The sequence below is a fragment of the Acidiphilium sp. PA genome (assembly GCF_026191915.1).
GTDB lineage: Bacteria > Pseudomonadota > Alphaproteobacteria > Acetobacterales > Acetobacteraceae > Acidiphilium.
Genome location: NZ_JAIMBY010000001.1, coordinates 727,507 through 743,437 on the forward strand (window position 1 = coordinate 727,507; position 15,931 = coordinate 743,437).

Below are 15,931 nucleotides of genomic sequence, written 5' to 3' on the forward strand. Positions count from 1 at the left end.
ATCACCCAACCCGATCAACGCCCCGCGCCTCAAGCACCGCCATCCCGCCCGCATCCCCAATCCGCCGCACCGGCCCAAACCCCGCCGCCGCCATCAGCGCATCGAACCCCGCCATCGTCCGTTCGCACCCGCCGAACAGCACAAGCATATTCAAATCATTGACATAAGTGTCGGCATCCCCCGCGCCGGCCTCCGCCGCCAGCACCTCCTCGATCACGATCAGCCGCGCCCCCGGCGTCATCGCCGCCCGCACCGCCTTCAGTATCGCAATCGCCGCCGCATCCGGCCAATCGTGCAAAATCCACGACAGCACATAACTCGTCCCGCCCTGCGGCACGCCCTCCAGAAAACTCCCCGCCTCGATCACGCACCGCGCCCGCAAATCCTCCGTGTCGAGATACTGCCCCGCCCCCACCACCACGCTCGGCAGATCATACAACACGCCGCGCACACCCGGATTCAGCAGCAAAATCTCCCGCAGCAGCGACCCCGCCCCGCCGCCGACATCGACCACGATCTCCCCCGCCGCAAACGACAACCCCGCCGCCATCGCCGCATGCCGTCCCGCGAACCCCACGCTCATCAGCGACGAAAATACCCGATGCTCCTCCGCATGCGCGTCCAGATGCTCGAAAAACCCCCGCCCGTTCGCCACCGGAAAACTCGCCGCCCCCGTCCGCACGCAGTGGCTCAAACCACCCCACGCCGCCCAGATCGAAGGCATCGTCCAATACCGTATGAACCAGGCGAGCGAGTGCGGCTCATCGCGCCGCAACACGCGCGACGCCGCCGAATGCCCCACCATCCGGTCCGCATCGATCGTCAAAACCCCCTGCGCCGCCAGCGCCCGCACCAGGCGAAACAGCCCGCCCTCATCACACCCGAGCCGCCCCGCCAACGACCCGACCGTGGCCCGTTCATCAACCCCAAGCGCATCCGGCAGGCCGATCTCACAAATCGCCCCGGCCATCTGCGCAAAAATCAACCCATCGACCGCCGCGAACATCCGGCCGCGCTCATCCGCGATGGCGCCAGCCCCACCCGTCCCCTCGTCCGCCATCGCCCATGCTCCCGTTCAACCACCCCACCCGATAGAGCAGAACCCGGAAAAGCAAAGGGTAATTCAACCGATCGCGGCAATCCGCCCAAAAAAAAACCGGCGCCCGGCAGGACCAGGGCCGCGGCGAACGGTCGATCCCGCCGCCACCACCCCGATCCGCCTCACGCCGATCCTTAAGCCACACCGGCCGGTGCCATCCGCACCGGCCAAGCACTACTCAGCCCTGGTTGCCGCTGTCGTAATGGAACTTCGGCATCGCCTTGAACGTCGATTCCGATGCACCCGGATACACCACGCTGTAATCCGGCCGCTTCGCGGTCGAATTCGGGTCGCTCTTCTGGAATTTCAGCTTGCTCAGCGGAAACGACACCAACCGCCCATCCGCCGATGCCACCACGGTGGTCGGCCCGCCGTTGTCGCTGACAAGAATATTCTTCAGCGTCGCAAGATCCTTGCCGTTTTCGTTATAAATCGTGGCGCCATCGAGCCCCGACGTCCGCAACATCCCATGCGTCATCGTCAGCATGCCACCCAGCTTATGGCTGCCAGTCCCGCTGTCAGCCATCGCCGCGCCATAACCGGCCAGCACAACGGCACCGGCCAGAAGTCCGGTTTTGACAATCCTGTTCATTCGACTCTCCGTATAAAAACTGCGTTATCCAAAAAACCGTTGCTCTCGCGGGCAACTGTTAGGAATACCGAGTTCGGAGCGCCGCCATTCGATTACAACCACACAGTCCTGTCCCCCGAATTACAACGCCTCAACGCCCAAAACCCCATCCCGATCACGACCTGCAGGGTGGGTATCCCTCAATACCCACCACCCAAATCCCCCAACCCCACCAAATCATTGCAAGCACAGCGCAAGAATCGACCCCAAACCAAAAATCTAACAACACCCCCTAACAAAACTCTTTCTCACCCCCCACCCCGCATGGTTTATATGCGGTCATGATCGCAAACGCGCCGTTCATGCCTGCCGACCCGACCGAGCGCTTCACGGTGATCTTCCGTGCCCTGCAGCGCTCCGTCGCGGACAACGGCTACCGTCTTAAAATCCACGGCCCGCTCATCGTCCTGATCTGGAACTACCTCGCCCGCCAGATCGCCCGCTTCGCCCGCATCGCATCCCGCCCGCCCCAATCCCCGCGCACCCGCACCCGTGCTCCCAGACCGGTCGAGCGCGAACCCGCCACCCCCAATCCCAATCCCAAACCACCCCTCACGCTCCCCCGCGGCTTCGCCTGGCTGATCCGCCTGTTGCCCAACGGCCCCGCCACCGTCGTCGCCGGTGCCGCCGCCCGCGCCGATCTCCAGTGCTTCATGGAAGACCCCATCGTGCTGGAGCTGCTGGCCACCCACCCCAGCCTCGGCCGCATCCTCCGCCCCCTCCACACCATGCTCGGCCTGCGTCCCCCCCAGATCATCAAACGCCCCAGAAAACCCCGGCGCGAACCCACAAACGCATCCACAGGCGAACCCAACCCCCGCCCCAAACGCCCCCGCCCCAGGCGCCAGCCCGACTTCATGGCCCAATACAAAGTCAACCCCGACGGCAGCATCGACTTCACCCCCGAACAACTCCGCGACATCCTCGGCCCACCCCCACCGCCCGTCCCACCCTGGCACCACCCCTTCGTGCCCTCCTTCGATGCCAAAAAAATGTGGCGCAAAGGCCCGCGGGGCTGATGCACGCCTAAATCGTTACGATATCGTAACTAACTAGCATCCCCATCGGTGTTCCGCATCATCATCGCCAGGTGCCGCAGCAGCTCGTCCCGGCTCGCCGTACAGCCGTGTTCCCGCCACCAGCCGCGCAGCACGGCAAGCCGTTCGCCCACGGCGGGACCGGGCGCCACCCCCTGCGCGACCACATCCCGCCCCTTGAGCGGAAACACCGGCCGGTGCGTCTCGCCGAGCCGTGCGCGCAGCGCGGCGTGATCCACCCCGCCGGCCAGCCATGTGCGGTCGATCAAGGACTCCGGGGTCCAATCCGCGAGGGCACGGCGCAGCGCCGCGTCATCGGCATCCGGCGCGAGCAGGGGTGCGGCCTGGATCAGCGCGAGGCGGGTGCGTTCGGCATCCGATAGTTTGAGCCGGGCGGCGAGCGCGGGGTCGGCTTCGGCCAGCGCGGCGAAGCGCAGCAACGGGTCGGCGGGGGCGGCGGCGGCGATCATGCCGTCAAGCCCGTCGAGCGGGCCCGCCTCGGGCAGGATGGTAGCCAGCACCCCGGTCTCGCGCATCAGATGCAAGGCGTGACGCGGGTCGGGCGCGGCGAGGATTTTCTTGATTTCCTGCCAGGCGCGCTCGGCCGACAGCCGCGCGAGGCCAGGGTGGAGCGCGCCGATTGCCGCGAGCGCCGCCGGATCGGCTTCGGTCCGGGCGTAGCGGGCGAAAAAGCGGAAGAAGCGGAGTATGCGCAGGTAATCCTCGGTGATCCGCACCGCGGGATCGCCGACGAAGCGGACGATGCCGGCGGCGAGATCGGCCGCGCCGTTGAAATAATCGTGCAGGGTGCCGGCGCGATCGATCGACATGGCGTTAATCGTGAAGTCCCGGCGTGCCGCGTCCTGCTGCCAGTCATCGATGAAGGCGATCGTCGCGTGCCGGCCATCGGTCTCGACATCCCGGCGCAAGGTGGTGATCTCGAAATGCCGCGCACCGACCAGCGCGGTGATCGTGCCATGGGCGAGGCCGGTGGGGATGACGCGCAGCCCGGCGGCTTTGAGCCGCGCCGCCACGGTATCGGGCGGCAGCGGGCTGGCCAGATCGATATCGGCGACGGGACGCCGGGCGAGCCGGTCGCGCACCGCGCCGCCCACGATGCGCGCTTCCGGGATCGCGTGCCAGAGCTGCTCAAGCGCGGCGGAGGCGGCAGGTTCCATGCCGCTCAACCGGCCCGCAGCGCCATCGCCAGCCGGAGCAGGATCCATGCGGTCGCACCCCAGATCACATGATCGGGGTGCGGCCAGACCGGGAAATCGCGAGTGCCGCCGTGCCAGGTGCCGCGGCGCCATTCCGGCAGTGCGGGGTCGAGCAGCGCATCGAGGCCGAGCGGAAAGATCGCCGCAACCTCGCCCGGCGCGGCGGTGAAGCGCGGCTCGCCATGGATCAGCGCGGTGACCGGCGTGATGTGAAAGCCGGTGCCGGTCGCGAAATCATCGAGCCGGCCGATCAGTTCGACCTGGGCGGGATCGAGGCCGATTTCCTCCCATGCCTCGCGCAGCGCGGCGGCTTCGGGCGAGGCATCCGATGGATCGACCGAGCCGCCCGGCAGCGCCACCTGCCCGGCGTGATGGAGCAGATGCGGCGAACGGCGGGTCAGCCAGACGCCGCGCGCCGGCTCGATGGCGACCAGCACGGCGGCCGCCCGCGCGTCGCTCGCGCAGGTACGGCCGCGGGGACCGACCGCGGCGTGGCTCAGCCGGCGGCGAATTTCATCAGGGGTCATCACGGCGCCAGTGTGAACCGGGGCGCCGTGCCGATCAATCCGTGCAGGACGCCAGTTCACCCAGGGAGAAGAATACGCCCTGGCTCCAGACGCCGAGCACGCGCTTGCCGAATTTGATGCCGGGTTCGGCCAGCGCCACCAGCTCGTAATAGACCGAGCGGCTCACCCGCGCCTCGATCGGGAACATGCCGGCGCCATCGCGCACATGCAGATAGGGTGTGGGTTCGCAGGTCAGCAGATTGTGCGACACCCGCAGCCCATGGCCGGGGCCGGCGGTGACGATCTCGTCGATATTGGTGCGGAAATGCAGCACCTGCGACTGACCGTCGCCGCTCCATTCCAGCCCGACGGCGACGAAAGGTGCATCCTCGACCGCGATCCGCCCGCGTTCGGCCGGCGTTTCGAGCAGGAAATGCCCTTCGTCGTCACGCTTGAGCACGCTCGCGAACAGGCAGACCATCGATTTCCGGCCGATCGGCGAGCCGCGGTACAGCCAGGTTCCGTCACGCCGGATCACGAAGGGCAGATCGCCGCAATCGACCGGCACCCGCTTGCCGCGTCCGGCCGGACCTGCCGACTTCACCATGCGCGCGGGCGGCGCTTCGGCAAACCGCAGATGCGATTGGCGCGCGCCGGAGTTGTCGCTCTGGTCGTTCTGCGTCATGGTCTCCATCACCGGACCCATGGCGGCGCGTCCGGCGGTGCGATGAAAATCGTTCACAATCCTTAGCCTCTATGCTTCGACCTGATCGTTCATACATGCTGATATAGGCAGGCGATGCTCACCGTAAAACCATACAGGCGATCACAAATGACCAGCATATTGCAAAAAGATGGCGGTGAGGCGAGCCCGGCCGACACTTCGGATATTCTGGCCCGGTTCGCCGCCACCACGGCAAGGCTGGCGGCGGCACGCGCGGAGGTGCGCCGGGTCATCCTGGGACAGGATGCGGTGATCGACCAATGTCTCGCGGCGGTGCTGTCGGGCGGGCATGCGTTGATCGTGGGCGTGCCTGGGCTGGGCAAGACCAAGCTCGTCGAGGCTTTGGCCGCCGCGTTGGGCCTGGCGACCCGGCGCATCCAGTGCACGCCCGATCTGATGCCGGGCGATATTCTCGGCAGCGAAGTGCTGGACGTCGATGCCGCCGGGGCGCGCAGCTTTCGTTTCATCGAAGGACCGGTGTTCACCGAATTGCTGATGGCCGATGAAATCAACCGCGCCAGCCCGCGCACCCAATCGGCGCTGTTGCAGGCGATGGCGGAAAACCGGGTGGCGGTGGCGGGGTTGAACCGCGAGCTGCCGCGGCCGTTCCATGTGCTGGCGACGCAGAACCCGCTGGAACAGGAAGGCACCTACCCGCTGCCGGAGGCGCAGCTCGACCGGTTCATGTTCGAGATCAGGATCGATTACCCGGGCCTTGCCGATGAACGGGCGATGCTGCTGGCCACCACCGGCACCACGCAGAGCCGGGTGAACGCCGCGCTCGATCCCGCAAGCCTGCTGGCCGCACAGCATCTGGTGCGCGCCATGCCGGTGGGCGAGCGGGTGCTCGACGGCATCATGCGCCTGGTGCGCGGCGCGCGGCCGGAAACCCCGATCCTGCCGGAACTGAAAGAGGCGCTCGCCTGGGGGCCGGGCCCGCGCGCAGCGCAGGCGCTGATGCTGGCATGCCGGGCGCAGGCCTTGATCGACGGCCGGGAGGCGCCGAGCCTCGATGATGTCGCAAGCCTCGCCGGTCCGGTGCTGCGTCATCGGATGGGGTTGTCGTTCGCGGCGCGCGCCGAGGGTGTTGGGATCGAGGCGCTGATCGGCCGGGTGGTGACCACGGCGCTTGGCTGAGCCGGGCGCGTCCGTGCGCAGCCGGATCGCCGGCGCCGAGGCGCTGGCCGCGCGGCTGCCGGCGCTGGTGCTGGCCGCGCAGCGCCTGGCCGCGAACGCCGCACCGGGCCGGCATGGCCGTCGCCGGGCCGGCGCAGGCGAGCAGTTCTGGCAGTATCGCGATGTGCGCGACGGCGATTCCCCCGCCAGTATCGACTGGCGGCGCAGCGCGCGCGGCGAGCGGCTGTATGTGCGCGAGCGCGAATGGGAATCGGTCGAGACCCTGGTGATCGACGTGCAGGATCATGCGGGCATGGATTTCGCGGGCGATGCGGCGCAGCCGACCAAGCGGGATCGCGCCCTGCTGCTCGCGCTGGCGCTGGCGGCGCTCGCGCTCGATGGCGGTGAGCGCGTCGCCCTGTTCGGCCGCACCCCGGCGTTCGGCGGGCCGGGCGCGCTCGATCGTCTGGCGGCGGGGTTCATGCTGGCGGCGCGCTCGACGCCGGTGGCCGGGCGGCTCGCGCTGATCGGCGATTTCCTGGCACCCCCCGCGGCGATCGCCGCCGATCTGGCGCGGCAAGGCGCGGCCGGCCGGGGTGGCGTCCTGGTGCAGGTGCTCGATGGCGCGGAATGCGATTTTCCCTATCGCGGCCGGGTGCTGTTCGAACGGCGTGGCGAGGCGGGCGAGGATATCGCGCGCGCCGAAGACATCGCCGCCGCCTATCGCGCCCGCCTCGCCGCCCAGCGCGACGCCGTGATCGGCCTCGCCGAAGCCGCACGGCTGGTGCCGCTGTTTCACCGGACCGACGCGGCACCTGGCCCGGCGCTCGCCGCGATCCGCGCCGGGCTGGAGCCGCTTTCGTGATCGGGCCGGTCAGTTTCGCCGCCCCCGCCATCCTGGCCGGGCTGACGCTGCTGCCGGTGCTGTATTTCCTGCTGCGCGCCACACCGCCGGCGCCGCGCCGGCAGGAATTTCCGCCGCTGCGCCTGCTGCGCGACATCATGCCGAGTGAACGCACGCCGGCGCGGATGCCGTGGTGGCTCCTGCTGCTGCGCCTGCTGGGGGCGGCGCTGGTGATCATCGGGTTCGCGGGGCCCCAGATCGTGCCGCCACGCCTGCTGGCGGGCGACGGGCCGGTGCTGCTCGCGATCGACAACGGCTGGGCCGCCGCGCCCGATTTCACCGCGCGCATCGCGGCGGCGCGGCATCTGGTGGATCAGGTGGCGGCCCGGCGCGGGATCGTGCTGCTCGCCACCGCCGGTAACGCCGCCGGCCAACCGCCGCGCGCGAGCGGCGTGCTCGGGCGGATCGGCGCGCTCGATGCGCTGGGCGCGCTGCACGCCGAACCCTGGCCGGCGGATCGCGCGGCGGATGCATCGGCGGTCGTGGCCGCGCGGCGGCGGATTGCCGGGCTCACCAGCGTGTATCTGGCGGATGGGCTGGCGGCGCCGGGGTTGCGGCGGTTTCTTGCCGCGCTCGACCCGGCACGGATCATCACCGGCTCGCCGCGCTCGATCCGGCTGTTGCAGCCGCCGGAGGTGAGCGCGGATGGTGCGCTGATCGCCCGCCTCGCGGTGGTGCCGCAGCCCGATGCGGTGGTGCAGCCGGTGCTGGCCGAAGCCTCGTCCGGGGCAGCGCTCGCGCGCATCGCGGTGCGGATCGCGCCGGGTGCGGCAAGCGGCGCGGCGCGGTTCGACCTGCCGGCCGCCCTTGCATCCCAGGTGACATCGCTCGCGCTGCCGGGTGCGGCCGGACCCGGCGGGGTCATGCTGCTCGATGGCGCGACGCGGCAGATCGTGGTCGGGCTGGTCTCCGGTGGCACCGCCAATCCGGAGCAGAAACTGCTCGGCTCACTCTATTATGTGCGCCGCGCCCTGCCGCCGGGCAGCGTGGTGCGGACCGGGCGGATCGGCCCGCTGGTCGCCTCCGGCATCAGCGCGCTGATCCTGGCCGATGTACCGTTGACCCCCGCCGATCGCAGCACGTTGGATCGGTTCATCGCGGGCGGCGGCGTGGTGATCCGCTTCGCCGGACCGCTGACGGCGCCGCGGCCCGATACGCTTACCCCCGATCGCCTGCTTGACGGGGTACGGACACTGGGCGGCGCGCTGGCCAGCGGCCGCCCCGCGCCGATCGCGGCGTTCGAGCGCGGCGGGCCGCTCGCCGGCCTGACGCCGCCGCGCACGGCGACGGTCTCGCGCCAGATCCTGGCCGATCCCGCGACGCTCGACCCGGCGACCGTGTGGGCGCGCCTGTCGGACGGCACGCCGATCGTGCTCGGTGTGCGGCGTGGGCGGGGCGCGCTGGTTTCGGTGCTGACCACCGCCAACACCGCCTGGTCGGACTGGCCGATCGCGGCGGATTTTCCGACGCTGATCGGACGGCTGGTGCGCCTCGGCACCGGGGCGGTGCCGAAATCGGGCCTGCTGCGGCCGTTGCGCGTGCTCAACGGCACTGGCACGCTCGGGGTGCCCGGTGCCGCTGCACGGCCGCTGGCGGTGACGGATGTCGCGCATGCCACCGTCTCGCCCGCGCATCCGCCGGGGTTGTGGGGCGATGCGCAGGGCGCGCTCGCGCTCAATATCGGCGGCCATGTGCCACCGCTTGCGGCGGCGGGGCTGCCGGCTGGCGTGCCGGTGACCGGGCTGGATGCGCTGCCGCGCGCCCGCCGGTTCGGCCCGCCGCTATTGGCCATCGCACTGGCGCTGCTGCTGACCGATCTGCTGATCTCGCTGCTGCTGCGCGGCGCGCTGCGGTGGCGGGCGGCGCTGATGCTGCTTGCGCTGCTCGGCGGCGGCCACCGCGCGCGCGCGGCGACCCCGGTGCCGGCCGGCGCGCTGGCGCCGATGCTCGCCTATGTGCGGACCGGTGATCCCGCGATCGATCGGATCAGCCGCTCCGGGCTCGGCGCGATCGCCGATCTGGTCAACCAGGAAACCGCGGCACATCTGGGTGCGCCGCGCGGCGTCACGCCGGGGGTGAGCCCGATCAATTTATATCCGCTGCTCTACTGGCCGATCACCGGCGCCACCCCGGCACCCGATGCCAAGGCGTGCCACGCGCTCGATGCGTTCATGGCCGGCGGCGGGCTGCTGGTGATCGATACCGATGGCGGCGGCAGCGATGCCGCCGGCTCCGGCGCCGGGTTCGACCCCGGGGCCGATGCGGCGCTGCACCGCGCCACCGCCTGCCTCGCCATTCCGCCCTTGGTGCGGCTGACCGCGCGGGACACGCTGGCCCATACCTTCTTCCTCGCCCGCAGCTTTCCCGGAAGGTTCGATGGCGCACCCGTGTTCATCGCGGCGAAGGGGGCGCGCGATGCCGATGGCGTCAGCCCGGTGGTGATCGGCTCGAACGACTGGGCAGGGGCCTGGGCGGTCGATGCTTCGGGCATGCCGGTGCGCGCCTTGCTGCCCGATACGCCCGGCCAGCGCGAGCACGCCGCGTGGTTCGGCGTCAATCTCGTGATGTACGCGCTGACCGGCACCTATAAATCCGATCAGGTGCAGATCCCGGCGATTCTGCGCCGGCTCGCGCAATAATGGCCTGGCCGATCCTGTTCGCACCGCTCGTGCCGGTGCCGGTGCTGGCGGTACTCACCACACTGGCCGTCGTGATCGTCCTGCTCGGGCTACGCCGCCGCGCCCGTGGTGCGCTGCTGCGCGCACTGGGTTTCGCGCTGCTGCTGGCGGTGCTCGCCGGGCCGCGCTGGCAGATCGAGACCACCAGCGGCCTGCACGATATCGTGCTGGTGATCCGCGATCGTTCACCCTCGATGAACATCGGCCGGCGCGCCGCCTTGAGCGACGCCGCGTTTCATCATCTGATGGCGCATGTGCCGCGAAATACCGATGTGCGCGTGGTCACGGTGCGCGGCGCGGCCAAGGACGGCACCAAACTGTTCGGCGCGATGCGCGATGCGCTGGCAACGATCCCGCCCGCGCGGCTGGCCGGCATCATTGCGCTGACCGATGGCGAAGCGACCGATCGGCCCATCGCGATCCCCAAAGGCGTCGCGGTTTCCGCTCTGATCCCGGCGCGCGGCAACCAGACCGATCGGTCGCTCGATCTGATCGCAGCACCACGCTACGGGCTGGTCGGGCACCCCGTGGCGCTGCGGTTCGCGGTGCTCGATCACGGCGTGGCCGATCGCGGCACGCCGGTGCCCGTGACCGTCTCGGTCGATGGCAAGGCGGTGGCACGGGTGATGGCGCCGGTCGGCACCACGATGACCGTCAATCTGCGCGTCGCGCACGCCGGTACATCCGTCGTCGCGGTGGCGGCAGAGCCGCTGGCGGGGGAGGTTTCGCGCGCCAATGATCAGGCGGTGTTCGATCTGGCCGGGGTGCGGCGGCGGCTGACCGTGCTGCTGATCGCTGGTGCGCCCAACCCCGGCCTGCGCACCTGGCGGTTGCTGCTCAAGGCCGATCCCGCCGTGCGGCTGGTCAATTTCACCATCCTGCGCCTGCCGACCGAACCGCTGGCCGCGCCGGTCAACGACATGGCGCTGATCCCGTTTCCGGTGAACCAGCTGTTCGGCCGCGACCTCGGCAAGTTCGACCTGATCATCATGGACCAGTTCGCCAACGACGATCTGCTGCTGCCACCCTACCTCGCCAACATCACCGCCCATGTCCGCGCCGGCGGCGCTCTGCTGGTTGAAACCGGCCCGGAATTCGAGGGCGAAACTTCGCTCGCGCGCTCGCCGCTCGAGCCGATCCTGCCGGTGCAGCCGCGCGGCGACGGCACCGTGACCGGCGGGTTCACCCCGACACTGACCGGGGATGGCAAGCGCGATCCCGTCACCGCAGCGCTCGCGCATGATCATCTGGCACCATGGTACCGCTATGAAAGCGTGCAACAGACCGGCGGGGTCGCGCTGCTGCGCACACCCGCCCCCGCCCGCGCGCCGCTGCTGGTGCTGGCCCACGCCGGCAAGGGACGCGTCGCCGTACTGCTGTCCGACCAGTTCTGGCTCTGGGCGCGCGGCGCGCTCGCCCATGATCCGGCCATGGCGGGGCCGGCGGAAGCGCTGCTCCGGCGCACCGTGCACTGGCTGCTCGGCGAACCCTCCCTCGCGGCACGGCAACTCACCGCCCGATTCAATGGCACGACACTCGATATCACCCGCCAATCGCTGAAAGGTGGGGCGCCCGGCTCGGCCGTGGTCACCGATCCATCCGGCAAGACTACCACCATCGCCCTGCACGAGGCGGGGCCAGGCCGCTACCAGGCACATCTTGCCGCAAACGCACCAGGCGTCTGGCAGGTCCAGGCACACGGCATGACCGCCTACGCCGGCGCCGCCAACGACGATCCGGCGGAACAGGCCGACCTCGCCGCCTCCGACCGGATCATCGGTCCCCTTGCCACCCACACCGGCGGACACATCATCTGGCTCGGCAAAACCCCGCAACCCGGCTGGACCGGCCTGCTCCACCGCCGCCACGCCGCGCTGGTGACCGGTGAACGTGACATTCCCATCCCGCCCGCGCTGCCAACCGCCATCCTGGCCCTCGCCCTCCTCACCGCCGCGTGGTGGCGCGAACGCGGCTGATGCCGGTGGGCTGGGGGCACTGAGGGTAAGTAAGGCCAGGGGCTCTCCCTCCGGAGCCATTCCAGCGATGAAGAGCATCGCTGGAACCTTCGGCTCCTCCGCCCCTGGACCCCGTTAAAGGCGGAGCCTTTAAAATCCATTAGTTTTAGGCAAGGGGAGGGCTGTCCAGGCCAGATCAGCGGAAAGTCCGAGGCAGCGCCCTCCCCTTGCCTAAAACCAGCGGGTTCTAAGGGCTAAGCCCTTAGTGGGGGGTTCGGGGGGCAAAGCCCCCTGATCTTGCTTACCCCCAATGCCCCCAACCCACCCGACATCAGACGACGATCGGGTGGCTGGCGCCGTCCATGGAGATGTTGACGCCGGTGATGTAGCTGGCGCGGTCGGAGGCGAGGAAGAGGGCGGCGTTTGCGATATCCTCGGGGGTTGCCATGCGGCCGAGCGGGATGCGGGCGATGCCGCGGGTTCGGGCTTCATCGATGGTGATGCCGGCGAGGCGTGCGTCGGAGGCGAGGCCTTCGTTGACGCGGTCGGTATCGGTCAGGCCGGGGTTGAGGCCGACGACGCGCAGGCCACGTGGGGCGTAGGCGGTGGCGAGGCCGGCGGTTGCGAGCATGAGGGCGGCGTTGGCGGCGCCCCCGGCGAGGTGGACGGGCGAGGCGATTTTGCCGCCGGCGCCGATGATGTTGATGATGACGCCGTGGCCGCGTGCCGCCATGCGTTTCACCACGGGATCGATCACGTTGATGTAGCTGAAGTATTTCGCGTCCATCGCCGCGCGCCAGTGGGCGGGTGTGAGGTCGTCGGGCGGGGTGCGTTTTGCGGCGCCGGCGCTGTTGACCAGGATATCGATCGGGCCGAGGCGGGCTTCGACCTGGGCGACCATTGTGGCGGCCGCCTCCGCATCGATCAGGTCGGCGCGAAGCCGAGGGCCGCGGGGATGGTGTGCAGGGCGGCGTCGAGATTGGCCTGATTGCGCGAGCAGATCGCGACGCGGGCGCCTTCCTGCGCGAAGGCGGTGGCGCAGGCGAGGCCGATGCCTTTGGAGCCGCCGGTGATGAGGACGCGTTTGCCGTCAAGGGTGAGGTTCATCGGGTCAGATCATCCTTTCGATCAGGCTGGCGATCAGGGTGGGGTCCTGGAGTTGCGGGACGTGGGCGAGGCCGGGGAGAATGTCGAGCGTGGCGGCGGGCAGTGCATCCGCCAGGGCTTCGGCCATGGCGGGCGGGGTGGCCTGGTCTTCCGCGCCGACCAGGATGCGGGTTCGGGCGGTGATGCGGGCGATGTCGCCGGTCAGGTCGAGGGTTTCCAGTGCCGCGCAGGCGGCGGCGAACTGGGCGGGGTTGGTGTGCAGGAAGGCCGACCGCCGTTGTTCGATCAGATCGGGGTGATCGGCGCGGAAGGCGGCGCCGAACAGGCGGGCCATGGCGGTATCGGCGATCGCTTGCAGGCCTTTGGCGGCCGCGACCTCGCGCATGGTGCGAAAGGCGGCGCGGCCCGGATCGGAGAAGCGCAGCCCGGCGCCGATCAGGACCATGGCGCCGACGCGGGCGGGGTGATCGAGCGCGAGGCGCAGGGCGAGGAAGCTGCCGAAGCCGTTGCCGACGATCAGCGGTGCGGCGGGGAGTGCCAGCGCGGCGATGGTTTCGGCGAGGGCCGTGGCGATCGGGGCGAGGCCACCCTCGATCGGCGGCAGGTCGGCGAAGCCCGGCAGGTCGAGCACGATGGTTTCGGCGCGGCGCGCGAGCAGCGGCGTGACGCCGGCCCAGCTTGAGGCGTCGGCCAGCAGCGAGTGCAGGAAAATGATCGGCCGGCCGGTGCCGGTGCGGTGCACGCCGAGGCGCGGATGCGTGAAAACATGGTCGGTCATCGTCTCTCCCTGTTCTGTCGCGATATATCAATGTCGATGCTAGCGGATAAGTTTCATGAGTTACAGGCTCTAAATCCTGCTTGTTTTTTCGACCGTGATATATCACAAAAGAAAACGGGGGTTCCAGATGTTGATGCGAACGAGCGTCTATGCCGCGCTGAAGGACGACATCATCGCCTGCCGCCTGATGCCCGGCACCGAGTTGCGCGAGCCGGACATCGCGGCGCGCTACGGTGTTGGCCGCTCGCCGTTGCGCGAGGCGCTGCTGCGGCTGGAGGCCGAGGGTCTCGTGGTGATCGTGCCGCGCCAGTCCTGCCGGGTCGCGCCGATTTCGCTGCGCGATGCGGCCGATATGTTCGGCCTGCGCCGGGTGCTGGAGCCCGAGGCGGCGCGGCTGGTGGCGCGCACGGCCGACGATGCGGCGCGCACGCGCCTGCGCGCGGTGGCGGCGGGCGATGAGGCGGCGGATTTCATCGATGACAACCGGCGGTTCCATTGCACCCTCGCCTCGCTGGCGCCGAACCGCCGGCTGGCGGCGTCCTGCGTCGAGATCATCGAGCAATCGGATCGGCTGGTGCGGGTCAGCCTCGCTCAGATCGAGGGACGGCGGCCTGATCTGCTGATCGGCGAACATCGGGCCATCGCGGAGGCGGTGGTGCGGGGCGACGCGCGCACGGCGGCACGGCTGTTGCGGGCGCATATCGATGCGGCCGAGACGCGGGTGCTTTCGGCATTGCGGCGGGCCGCCGTGATCGACTGAACGGTGGACGGCACCATCAATCAATAAAAATCGAGGAGCGGGAGAGAACGACAATGGATCAGGTAACGGCACAGGACCCGGCGCTGATGGGGGTTTCGGCGGGGGCGCGGCTCGATCGGCTGCCGATCGGGGCGTTTCACCGCCGCGTCATGCTGCTGATCGGCATTGGCATGTTTTTCGACGGGTTCGATATCTATATCGCGGCGACGGTGCTGGGGGCGACGATCCGCAGCGGGTTCGCCACCCTGCCGCAGGCCGCACTGTTCGTGTCGGCAACCTTCGTGGGGATGATGCTGGGGTCCGTGGTCACCGGGTTTCTGGGCGACCGGTTCGGCCGGCGCTTCACCTATCAGGCCAATCTGGCGATTTTCGGCCTCGCCTCGCTTGCTGCCGCGTTTGCGCCGGGCATGGGGGTGCTGATCGCGCTGCGCTTCGTGATGGGGTTCGGCCTCGGCGCCGAGAATGTGGTGGGATATTCGACCCTGACCGAGTTCATCCCGCCGGCGGCACGCGGCCGCTGGCTCGGCATGATGGCGGTGATCGTGGTGACCGGCCTGCCGGTTTCGGCCCTGCTGGGTTATGCGCTGGTGCCGCATTTCGGCTGGCGGATCATGTTCGTCCTCGGCGGCATCGGCGCGCTGTTCGTATGGCAGGCGCGCAAGGCGCTGCCGGAATCGCCGCGCTGGCTGCAAACCGTCGGGCGGGATGCGGAGGCCGAAGCACTGCTCGGGCGGATCGAGGCAGAAGCATCCGGCGGCGCGCCGCTGCCGCCGCCGGCGCTCGGCAGCGCGGTGCCGCTGCAACCGTTTTCGGCCCTGTTCGCACCGCCGTTGCTCGCTCGCCTGGTGCTTGGGTGCATAGCGCTGATCGTGATCAACACATTGATCTATGGGTTCATCACCTGGCTGCCGACCTTCATGGTCAAGCAGGGGCTGAGCGTTGCGCAGAGCTTCGGCTATGCCGTGCTGATGGCGCTGGGCGCGCCGATCGGCTCGGCGATCGGCGCGTTCGGGGCGGATCGCTGGGGGCGCAAGCCGTGCATCGTCGTGGCGTGTGCCCTCGCGATCGTGTTCGGCGCGATCTATCCGTTCGTGCGCGATCCGGCGTTTCTGCCGGTGGTCGGTTTCGCTCTGACCATTCCGATCTATATCCTGGTGGCCATGCTGTTCGCGATCTACATCCCCGAATTGTTCCCCACCGAGATCCGGCTGCGTGCCGCCGGCATCTGCAACATGTTCGGGCGCGGGGCGACCATCATCACGCCGTTCATGGTGATCCGGCTGTTCGCCGATTATGGCGTGAAGGGCGTGCTGGGCATGATGATCGGGCTGCTGCTCGCGCTGATCGTGGCGGTGCTGGTGCTGGGGGTCGAGACCCGGCAGCGCCGGCTGGAGGCGATTGCCTGACATGGATCGATCG

15 protein-coding genes are annotated in these 15,931 nt (G+C 69.3%); 7 read left to right on the plus strand and 8 right to left on the minus strand.

Features of this window, described 5'->3' with window-relative positions; genetic code table 11:
• Nucleotide 1 precedes the first annotated feature (1 nt).
• Nucleotides 2–1,060, minus strand: coding sequence for a methyltransferase (locus AruPA_RS03370; protein WP_265635040.1), 1,059 nt, complete (start codon nucleotides 1,058–1,060; stop codon nucleotides 2–4).
• A gap of 217 nt (nucleotides 1,061–1,277) precedes the next feature.
• Entirely contained in the window at nucleotides 1,278–1,691 is a 414-nt protein-coding gene (locus AruPA_RS03375) for a hypothetical protein (RefSeq protein WP_265635042.1), read from the minus strand.
• 320 nt (nucleotides 1,692–2,011) lie between these two features.
• On the opposite strand from AruPA_RS03375, the gene AruPA_RS03380 reads away from it, so the two are divergent.
• Nucleotides 2,012–2,749, plus strand: coding sequence for a hypothetical protein (locus AruPA_RS03380; RefSeq protein WP_265635044.1), 738 nt, complete (start codon nucleotides 2,012–2,014; stop codon nucleotides 2,747–2,749).
• A gap of 29 nt (nucleotides 2,750–2,778) precedes the next feature.
• On the opposite strand, the gene AruPA_RS03385 is transcribed toward AruPA_RS03380, so the two are convergent.
• Genes AruPA_RS03385 through AruPA_RS03395 form a run of 3 tightly spaced genes read right to left on the minus strand, consistent with a single transcriptional unit; the run spans nucleotide 2,779 to nucleotide 5,097 of the window.
• Nucleotides 2,779–3,993, minus strand: coding sequence for a CCA tRNA nucleotidyltransferase (locus AruPA_RS03385; RefSeq protein ID WP_265635046.1), 1,215 nt, complete (start codon nucleotides 3,991–3,993; stop codon nucleotides 2,779–2,781).
• Complete coding sequence (locus AruPA_RS03390) at nucleotides 3,951–4,511, minus strand: CoA pyrophosphatase (protein WP_265635048.1); 561 nt, start codon at nucleotides 4,509–4,511, stop codon at nucleotides 3,951–3,953. Before AruPA_RS03390 ends, AruPA_RS03385 begins: the two co-directional genes overlap by 43 nt.
• Nucleotides 4,512–4,545: 34 nt before the next feature.
• On the minus strand, nucleotides 4,546–5,097 hold the full coding sequence (locus tag AruPA_RS03395) for a DUF1285 domain-containing protein (RefSeq protein WP_265635128.1): 552 nt from the start codon (nucleotides 5,095–5,097) through the stop codon (nucleotides 4,546–4,548).
• Nucleotides 5,098–5,322: 225 nt separating this feature from the next.
• Here AruPA_RS03395 and AruPA_RS03400 point away from each other — a divergent pair, with 225 nt between their 5' ends.
• From AruPA_RS03400 to AruPA_RS03415, 4 genes are read left to right on the plus strand one after another with little or no spacing between them, the layout of a single operon-like run.
• The gene (locus AruPA_RS03400; protein ID WP_265635050.1) at nucleotides 5,323–6,351 is read left to right on the plus strand and encodes a MoxR family ATPase; all 1,029 of its coding nucleotides are present in this window, start codon (nucleotides 5,323–5,325) and stop codon (nucleotides 6,349–6,351) included.
• A 13-nt stretch (nucleotides 6,352–6,364) separates the two neighbouring features.
• A complete protein-coding gene (locus tag AruPA_RS03405; protein ID WP_265635051.1) occupies nucleotides 6,365–7,195 on the plus strand; it encodes a DUF58 domain-containing protein in 831 nt (276 codons plus the stop codon).
• Complete coding sequence (locus tag AruPA_RS03410) at nucleotides 7,192–9,873, plus strand: DUF4159 domain-containing protein (protein ID WP_265635053.1); 2,682 nt, start codon at nucleotides 7,192–7,194, stop codon at nucleotides 9,871–9,873. The genes AruPA_RS03405 and AruPA_RS03410 overlap by 4 nt, the downstream gene beginning before the upstream one ends.
• The gene (locus AruPA_RS03415; protein ID WP_265635054.1) at nucleotides 9,873–11,888 is read left to right on the plus strand and encodes a hypothetical protein; all 2,016 of its coding nucleotides are present in this window, start codon (nucleotides 9,873–9,875) and stop codon (nucleotides 11,886–11,888) included. Before AruPA_RS03410 ends, AruPA_RS03415 begins: the two co-directional genes overlap by 1 nt.
• 310 nt (nucleotides 11,889–12,198) lie before the next feature.
• Here the strand turns inward: AruPA_RS03415 and AruPA_RS03420 are convergent, their stop codons facing one another.
• Genes AruPA_RS03420 through AruPA_RS03430 form a run of 3 tightly spaced genes read right to left on the minus strand, consistent with a single transcriptional unit; the run spans nucleotide 12,199 to nucleotide 13,752 of the window.
• On the minus strand, nucleotides 12,199–12,768 hold the full coding sequence (locus tag AruPA_RS03420; protein ID WP_265635055.1) for an SDR family oxidoreductase: 570 nt from the start codon (nucleotides 12,766–12,768) through the stop codon (nucleotides 12,199–12,201).
• A 23-nt stretch (nucleotides 12,769–12,791) separates the two neighbouring features.
• The gene (locus AruPA_RS03425) at nucleotides 12,792–12,974 is read right to left on the minus strand and encodes an SDR family NAD(P)-dependent oxidoreductase (RefSeq protein WP_265635056.1); all 183 of its coding nucleotides are present in this window, start codon (nucleotides 12,972–12,974) and stop codon (nucleotides 12,792–12,794) included.
• Nucleotides 12,975–12,978: 4 nt separating this feature from the next.
• Nucleotides 12,979–13,752, minus strand: coding sequence for an alpha/beta fold hydrolase (locus AruPA_RS03430; protein ID WP_265635057.1), 774 nt, complete (start codon nucleotides 13,750–13,752; stop codon nucleotides 12,979–12,981).
• A 127-nt stretch (nucleotides 13,753–13,879) separates the two neighbouring features.
• Between AruPA_RS03430 and AruPA_RS03435 the strand changes: the two genes are divergently transcribed.
• Together AruPA_RS03435 and AruPA_RS03440 are read left to right on the plus strand one after the other, a co-directional pair.
• A complete protein-coding gene (locus tag AruPA_RS03435) occupies nucleotides 13,880–14,512 on the plus strand; it encodes a GntR family transcriptional regulator (RefSeq protein WP_265635058.1) in 633 nt (210 codons plus the stop codon).
• Between the two features lie 53 nt (nucleotides 14,513–14,565).
• On the plus strand, nucleotides 14,566–15,918 hold the full coding sequence (locus AruPA_RS03440; protein WP_265635060.1) for an MFS transporter: 1,353 nt from the start codon (nucleotides 14,566–14,568) through the stop codon (nucleotides 15,916–15,918).
• Nucleotides 15,919–15,931: the final 13 nt, after the last annotated feature.

Excerpts from the sequence above, each read along its gene's own strand:
- AruPA_RS03430 (WP_265635057.1), bottom strand. The coding sequence starts at position 13,752 with ATGACCGACCATGTTTTCACGCATCCGCGCCTCGGCGTGCACCGCACC.
- AruPA_RS03435 (WP_265635058.1), top strand. The coding sequence starts at position 13,880 with ATGTTGATGCGAACGAGCGTCTATGCCGCGCTGAAGGACGACATCATC.
- AruPA_RS03420 (WP_265635055.1), bottom strand. The coding sequence starts at position 12,768 with ATGGTCGCCCAGGTCGAAGCCCGCCTCGGCCCGATCGATATCCTGGTC.
- AruPA_RS03390 (WP_265635048.1), bottom strand. The coding sequence starts at position 4,511 with ATGACCCCTGATGAAATTCGCCGCCGGCTGAGCCACGCCGCGGTCGGT.
- AruPA_RS03370 (WP_265635040.1), bottom strand. The coding sequence starts at position 1,060 with ATGGCGGACGAGGGGACGGGTGGGGCTGGCGCCATCGCGGATGAGCGC.
- AruPA_RS03415 (WP_265635054.1), top strand. The coding sequence starts at position 9,873 with ATGGCCTGGCCGATCCTGTTCGCACCGCTCGTGCCGGTGCCGGTGCTG.
- AruPA_RS03385 (WP_265635046.1), bottom strand. The coding sequence starts at position 3,993 with ATGGATCCTGCTCCGGCTGGCGATGGCGCTGCGGGCCGGTTGAGCGGC.
- AruPA_RS03400 (WP_265635050.1), top strand. The coding sequence starts at position 5,323 with ATGACCAGCATATTGCAAAAAGATGGCGGTGAGGCGAGCCCGGCCGAC.
- AruPA_RS03440 (WP_265635060.1), top strand. The coding sequence starts at position 14,566 with ATGGATCAGGTAACGGCACAGGACCCGGCGCTGATGGGGGTTTCGGCG.
- AruPA_RS03375 (WP_265635042.1), bottom strand. The coding sequence starts at position 1,691 with ATGAACAGGATTGTCAAAACCGGACTTCTGGCCGGTGCCGTTGTGCTG.
- AruPA_RS03380 (WP_265635044.1), top strand. The coding sequence starts at position 2,012 with ATGATCGCAAACGCGCCGTTCATGCCTGCCGACCCGACCGAGCGCTTC.
- AruPA_RS03425 (WP_265635056.1), bottom strand. The coding sequence starts at position 12,974 with ATGAACCTCACCCTTGACGGCAAACGCGTCCTCATCACCGGCGGCTCC.
- AruPA_RS03395 (WP_265635128.1), bottom strand. The coding sequence starts at position 5,097 with ATGGTGAAGTCGGCAGGTCCGGCCGGACGCGGCAAGCGGGTGCCGGTC.